Source organism: Bradyrhizobium sp. Crot121 (assembly GCF_059512385.1).
Genome location: NZ_JCAMOR010000164.1, coordinates 1 through 5,988 on the forward strand (window position 1 = coordinate 1; position 5,988 = coordinate 5,988).

The 5,988-nt window shown below is 64.5% G+C and carries 5 protein-coding genes and 1 pseudogene; 3 read left to right on the forward strand and 3 right to left on the reverse strand.

The window, feature by feature from the left end:
• Nucleotides 1-502: 502 nt before the first annotated feature.
• Nucleotides 503-643 (reverse strand): hypothetical protein, encoded by a 141-nt coding sequence (locus AC5ZGW_RS45125; RefSeq protein ID WP_155255498.1) that lies wholly within the window; start codon nucleotides 641-643, stop codon nucleotides 503-505.
• Nucleotides 644-799: 156 nt separating this feature from the next.
• Here AC5ZGW_RS45125 and AC5ZGW_RS45130 point away from each other — a divergent pair, with 156 nt between their 5' ends.
• A complete protein-coding gene (locus tag AC5ZGW_RS45130; RefSeq protein ID WP_210385126.1) occupies nucleotides 800-1,000 on the forward strand; it encodes a hypothetical protein in 201 nt (66 codons plus the stop codon).
• A gap of 291 nt (nucleotides 1,001-1,291) precedes the next feature.
• On the opposite strand, the pseudogene AC5ZGW_RS45135 reads toward AC5ZGW_RS45130, so the two are convergent.
• A pseudogene (locus AC5ZGW_RS45135) lies at nucleotides 1,292-1,550 on the reverse strand (helix-turn-helix domain-containing protein); the annotation flags it as partial.
• A 136-nt stretch (nucleotides 1,551-1,686) separates the two neighbouring features.
• Here AC5ZGW_RS45135 and AC5ZGW_RS45140 point away from each other — a divergent pair.
• Entirely contained in the window at nucleotides 1,687-2,862 is a 1,176-nt protein-coding gene (locus AC5ZGW_RS45140) for an NnrS family protein (RefSeq protein ID WP_349645143.1), read from the forward strand.
• A 155-nt stretch (nucleotides 2,863-3,017) separates the two neighbouring features.
• The gene (locus AC5ZGW_RS45145) at nucleotides 3,018-4,697 is read left to right on the forward strand and encodes a methyl-accepting chemotaxis protein (protein WP_130231431.1); all 1,680 of its coding nucleotides are present in this window, start codon (nucleotides 3,018-3,020) and stop codon (nucleotides 4,695-4,697) included.
• Between the two features lie 3 nt (nucleotides 4,698-4,700).
• Here the strand turns inward: AC5ZGW_RS45145 and AC5ZGW_RS45150 are convergent, their stop codons facing one another.
• A complete protein-coding gene (locus AC5ZGW_RS45150; protein WP_051397142.1) occupies nucleotides 4,701-5,375 on the reverse strand; it encodes a class I SAM-dependent methyltransferase in 675 nt (224 codons plus the stop codon).
• Nucleotides 5,376-5,988: the final 613 nt, after the last annotated feature.

The window sequence follows — 5,988 nt, forward strand, 5'->3', positions numbered from 1 at the left end:
GTGACCGGGCTTTCTTGCCACCGTCACTTCGTTAGAAGCTTAGCGCCAGCGTCGGGGCGCCAGAACCACACGACTTCACCGTCCGCCGGTGTTGCGTTCGTCTCTCGCAATACCTGCGTCCACCGCATCTCACCGCAACGTTCGTGACGATCGCGAGCCGCCCCTCATTCGCCGTGAGACGCGCGGAGTTAAATCACTGATTTGCCCGACGGCGAAAGCGGAATGTTTTTCGCTGCAGGGCTGGACAGACTTTTGCTGATTTGCCCGTCGGGTTGATTTGTCGCACCGAAAGCAGCCACATCGTCATTCCGGGGCGTCGCGAAGCGATGAGCCCGGAATCCATTTCGCCCTCGCGCCTGCCGTCCGATGGATTGCGGGCTCGCGCCAAGAGGCGCGCCCCGGAATGACGAAGAGTGGTGGTTGAGGCGGCGCCCGGCTACACGAATCAATGTGCTGAGGACGCTGCTTTACACGATCAGGAATCAGCGGCCGCTACGCAGCCTCACGGCGCCACGCTGCTGTGGGCCACTTGCTTCGTGACGGGCCGTTCGCTGTGCGGCGAGCCCAGTGCGGTCCAGATCGCGGCGGCGAGCGCCAGGGCGGTCAGGATGTAGGGGGCAGCGTTCGGACTTCTGTTCTTCATCATCTCATCCGGCCGAATGGGCGCGCGTGCATGCCGAACACTCATCTCGCTGCATGAATACTTTGTCGGTATTAGGACGGTGCGCAAACTTAGCCACTAAAAAGTATTTGATTTGGGGCGACTGAATCGTCCATGCGATCACCCCATGACAGATTCATGACACGGGGACCTTGTGTGACTACCCAACCGCCAAGACTTCACGAAAACAGCAAACGTCGCAAATCGGCCCAGGAAGCGGTGGCCCGTTCGCTTGAGCGCGAGCTGGGCTTTCTGGCCGAAGAGCGAAAAGAGCGTGCCCTGCTGCTCGGATTGGATCCGACCGTGGTCGCGCCGAATCTCAGCAAGCCGGCGGAGTAGCGGACCACTAGATCATGATTCGATTAGACGGAATCGAATCATGATCTCATCTCTTTGTTTGAGCATGATCTTTTCGGAAAACCGGCTTCCACTTTTCCGGATCATGCTCTAGATGCCGGACGGGCCGATCAATCCGCCCGACACACCGGCCGGTTGACGATAGCAACGGACGGGACCACGAGACGGAACCCGCAATTTGCGGGTAGAGTTACCGCGACACAACCCTCGGTTACGGGATCGCCACGAAGCCTATCATACCAGGTGCGGTGCGTCCCCTGCGGCCGGCGTCCGTCAGCCACCGGACCTAGCAGAGGGAATGCGGCCTTCGGCCAGTGCGAACAGTTTGTGCGGATCACGCAGCACGATGCGCTGGCGGCCGCCTTCGACGAGGCCCTGCTGCTCCCATGCGCTCAAGATGCGGCTGACCGTGTGCAGCGCGGTGCCGGTCATCTCGGCCGACGTCCTGGCGGCTGATCGGAAAATCGATCTCGATGCCGGTCTCGATCCGGCGGCCAGCCTGCTTCCCCAGGCGAAGCACCGCATGCGAGATGGAACCGTAGGCCGTTGCCCACATTCCTCCGGAACGTTGTCCTGACGCAAATCGCGCAGGACCTCGGAACGCTAAGACTCAATATACCCCCGCCGAGGCGGGAAAGTAGCAACAAGTACATGAGCGGATGGCAGCCATGTCGATCCCAAGATTGCGCCAGTATCAAGGGCCGGCCGTACTCTCCTACGGCTTCCGGCCGTTCTTTCTGCTCAGCTCGGCCTATGCCGGCGCGATGATCGTGATCTGGCTGCCGGTGTATGAAGGTCATCTGGCCCTGACCACGGTGTTCTCGCCGCGCGACTGGCATGTGCATGAGATGCTGTTCGGCTATGTCAGCGCCGTGATCGGCGGCTTCCTTTTGACTGCCGTGCCGAACTGGACCGGGCGGTTGCCGCTGCAGGGCAATTCGCTGGCAGCGCTGGTCTCGACCTGGATCGCCGGCCGGATCGCGATCTTCCTCTCGGCATCGATCGGATGGGCTGCTACCGCTGTGATCGATGTCGCGTTCCTCACGCTGCTCGCGACGGCGGCCGCGCGCGAGATCGTGGCGGGACGCAAATGGAGCAACCTCCCGGTCGTGGCGATCGTTTCGCTGCTCTCGCTCGCCAATCTGGCCTTCCACATCGAGGCACATCTCAACGGGCTCGCCGATTATTCGACGCGGTTTGCGATCGCGCTGGTGATCATGCTGGTCACGCTGATCGGCGGTCGCATCATTCCGAGCTTCACGCGCAACTGGCTCGCGCGCCAACCCGCCGGCCAGATGCCGACTCCGTTCGGCGGCTTCGACAGCATCACGGTCGCGGCAGGCGGCATCGCGCTGCTGGCCTGGGTGGCGATGCCGCTGGGCGCGTTGACCGCGGCGCTGCTATTGCCCGCCGGCGCCTTCCATCTGATCCGGCTTGGGCGCTGGGCCGGATACCGGACCCTGTCCGACCGCCTGGTGCTGATCCTGCACCTGGCCTACGCGTTCATACCGGTGGGCTTCATCCTGACCGGACTGGCTGCGATCGACCTCGTTCCGGTGGGCGCCGGCATCCATGCCTGGACCGGCGGCGCCATCGGCGGGATGACGCTTGCGGTGATGACCCGCGCCACCCTCGGCCATACCGGCCGCGCGCTGCAGGCTTCCGCGGGGACACAGGTGATCTATGCCGCGATCGTTATCGCCGCACTCGCACGCATCTGCGCCTCGCTCGAGCCGGCGCACATGATCCCGCTGCTGACGGTGGCCGGCGCCGCCTGGGCGATCGCCTTCATCGGCTTCGTCGCGCTCTACGGCCCCGCATTGTGCTCGCCGCGAAAGGCGTGACGTTTCGACGCGGATTTGCTCTGTTTGAAGAGGTGATCGACTGCAGCCGGAAGGTCCTGCGGTCGCGTCCATTAGGGGCAATTTCACCAATTCGCATTAATCCTTTCGGAACCATCGGCGGCCGAAGCCGCCGGAAGCTCCAGAAAAGGTGTGCGATGCTCGGCAATCTCAGGATTTCCTCCAAGCTGATGATCATGGTCGGAGTTTCGGTGCTCGGCATTGTCGCCGTGGCCTTTGTCGGCCTGCAGGCGCTGAAGAACAATCTGCTCGAGGATCGCAAGGCCAAGCTGCAGGATCTGGTCCTACTCGCCAAGCAGACGGTGGAGCAGGACTACGAGGCCGCCAGGAAGGCCGGCCTTTCCGACGCGCAGGTCCTCGAACGAAGCAAGGCGCTGCTGCGCACGCTGCGCTTCGGCAAGGACGACTATTTCTATGCCCTGGGCAAGCAGGGCGTCGTCGAGTCGCATCCGAATCCGAAGGTCGACGGCAAGAACCTGATGGATACGGCTGATTCCGACGGCGTGTTCTACACCCGCCGGCAGGTCGAAATGGCTCCCCAGGGCGGCGGCTTCGTGCAGTACCGCTTTACACGCGTAGCCGGTGGCGAGGCGGTGCCGAAGATCTCCTATGCGACCGAATTCAAACCCTATGGCTGGGCCATTGCCGGTGGCGTCTATCTCGACGACATCGATGCGATCTTCTGGTCGGAGGCGCGCTGGATCGGGTCGATCCTCGCCGTCGCGCTGCTGCTCGTTGCCGGCATGTGCTTCCTGATCGGACGCAGCATCGTCGGCCCGATCACCGGCATGACCGCCGCCATGCGCAAGATCGCCGACGGCGCGACCGACACCGTGATCCCCGCGCAGGAGCGCCGCGACGAAGTCGGCGCGATGGCGCAGTCGGTCCAGGTGTTCAAGAACAACATGATCGATGCAGCGCGGCTGCGCGGCGAACAGGACGAGCTCAAGAAGCAGGCCGAAGCCGAGCGGATCAACCTGCTCGGCAAGATGGCCGACGAGTTCGAGAACAGCGTCCGCAGTTCGCTCGATGCGCTGGCGGGCGCCGCGGCCGGTCTGCGCACGACCTCGAACAGCATGTCGGGCGCGGCCTCGGAAGCGAGCCGCCAGGCGACGACGGTTTCCGCCGTCGCCGAGCAGGCCTCGGCCAACGTGCAGACCGTGGCCGCGGCGACGGAAGAATTGTCGTCCTCGGTCTCCGAGATCGGACGCCAGGTCGCGGAATCGACCCGCGTCGCGCAGCAGGCGGTGGAGGAGGCCAACCGCACCAATGTGACGGTGCAAGGCCTCTCAGCGGCGGCGCAGAAGATCGGCGACGTGATCAAGCTCATCAGCGATATCGCGAGCCAGACCAATCTGCTGGCGCTCAACGCCACCATCGAGGCGGCGCGGGCCGGCGAGGCCGGGCGCGGCTTTGCCGTGGTGGCGAGCGAGGTCAAGTCGCTGGCGAGCCAGACCGCGAAGGCGACCGAGGAGATCTCCGCGCAGGTCGCGGCGATGCAGGGCGCGACGACGGACGCGGTGCACGCGATCGAAGGCATCGGCGGCACGATCGGCGGAATCAACGAGATCACCACCGTGATCGCGGCGGCGGTCGAGCAGCAGGGCTCGGCCACCAAAGAGATCGCCCGCAACGTGCAGCAGGCCGCGCACGGCACCAGCGCGGTCTCCAGCAATATCGACGGCGTCACCCGCGCCGCGGGTGAGACCGGCACGGCCGCGGGCAAGGTGCTGGATTCGGCGGAAGAGCTCAACAAGCAGGCCGAGATGCTGCGAGGCAAGGTCGACGGCTTCCTCGCCAATATCCGCGCGGCGTGAGGCTTAGCTCGGCTCCAGCACCGTAGGAACTGCCAATCGCGGCCGCAGGTCGAGATTGTCAAGCTGCGACTGATCCTCGATCGCGCCGGGACGCAGCGTGGAGAAGCGGGACGGCGCGCGCCGCACCAGCCGATAGACGGAGGCCGGCGGCAGGTTGCTCATGGTGCGCCCGACCAGCGTGGCCTTCAGCCCGAGCCGATCGAGGATCGGCCGCGGGATCGGCGCCCTCGGTCCGTAGGTGAACTGATAGAACGCGCCGTTCGGACGCACATAGCGAAACGCGCCGCTTACGATCGACAGCACCTTGCGCGGCGACATCGTCAGCAACGGCAAGCCGCTCACGACCGCGCCGACCGAGCCGTCATCGGCGAGCTTCACCGTGCCGAGCCGCGCCGCGTCCATCCACAGCACGCGCGCGCCGGGAAAGCGCAATTGCAGGATCTGGACGAATTCGGATCCGTATTCGACGATGGTGAGATCCTGCTGCCTGATTCCCTTCTGCAGCAGCTTGTAGGTGAAGACGCCAGTGCCGGCGCCGAGCTCGATGATCGGGCCGGATGACGGCGTGATCTCGCGGGTGATCAATTCGGCAAGCGCGTTGCCGGACGGGGCGACCGCGCCGACCCGGCGCGGGTTGAACAGCCAGGAGAGAAAAAACGATGTGGCATCGTGAGACATGAGTCCATGACCTTGCAATAATAAGCACAGTGTCCCGGCGCCGCGCCGCAAGCCCCAGATGCGATTCGGATCAAGACGCGCGCATCATCGACGCGCGGCATTGCGACAGCATTGCGTGTTGTGAGGAGATGGTGCGGCCACACCAAAGGTGTCGTAGCCCGTGTGGAGCGAAAGCGTACCCCGGGCCCGCTCTCGACCTCAGCAATAACCGGTTGTCATTCCGGGGCGCGCGCAGCGCGAGCCCGGAATCCATCAGGCCGCGGGCGACGGCGGAGAAATGGATTCTCTGATGTGCAATTGCACATCATAGCCCGATGCTGCGCATCGTCCCGGAATGACGGCGGTGGGCGTGGCGAAGCCGGAGTAAATTAGCTCCGGCGCCGAGCCAAACCTTCAGGGCCGCAGCCCGGGTGGAGCGTCAGCGTACCCCGGGGTCCGCTCTCGACCTCAGCAATAACCGGTAGTCATTCCGGGGCGCGCGCAGCGCGAGCCCGGAATCCATCAGGCCGCGGGCGACGGCGGAGAAATGGATTCTCTGATGTGCAATTGCACATCATAGCCCGATGCTGCGCATCGTCCCGGAATGACGGCGGTGGGCGTGGCGAAGCCGGAG

Coding starts and splice junctions, on each gene's coding strand:
- AC5ZGW_RS45125 (WP_155255498.1), bottom strand. CDS start 643: ATGAAGAACAGAAGTCCGAACGCTGCCCCCTACATCCTGACCGCCCTG.
- AC5ZGW_RS45130 (WP_210385126.1), top strand. CDS start 800: ATGACACGGGGACCTTGTGTGACTACCCAACCGCCAAGACTTCACGAA.
- AC5ZGW_RS45140 (WP_349645143.1), top strand. CDS start 1,687: ATGTCGATCCCAAGATTGCGCCAGTATCAAGGGCCGGCCGTACTCTCC.
- AC5ZGW_RS45145 (WP_130231431.1), top strand. CDS start 3,018: ATGCTCGGCAATCTCAGGATTTCCTCCAAGCTGATGATCATGGTCGGA.
- AC5ZGW_RS45150 (WP_051397142.1), bottom strand. CDS start 5,375: ATGTCTCACGATGCCACATCGTTTTTTCTCTCCTGGCTGTTCAACCCG.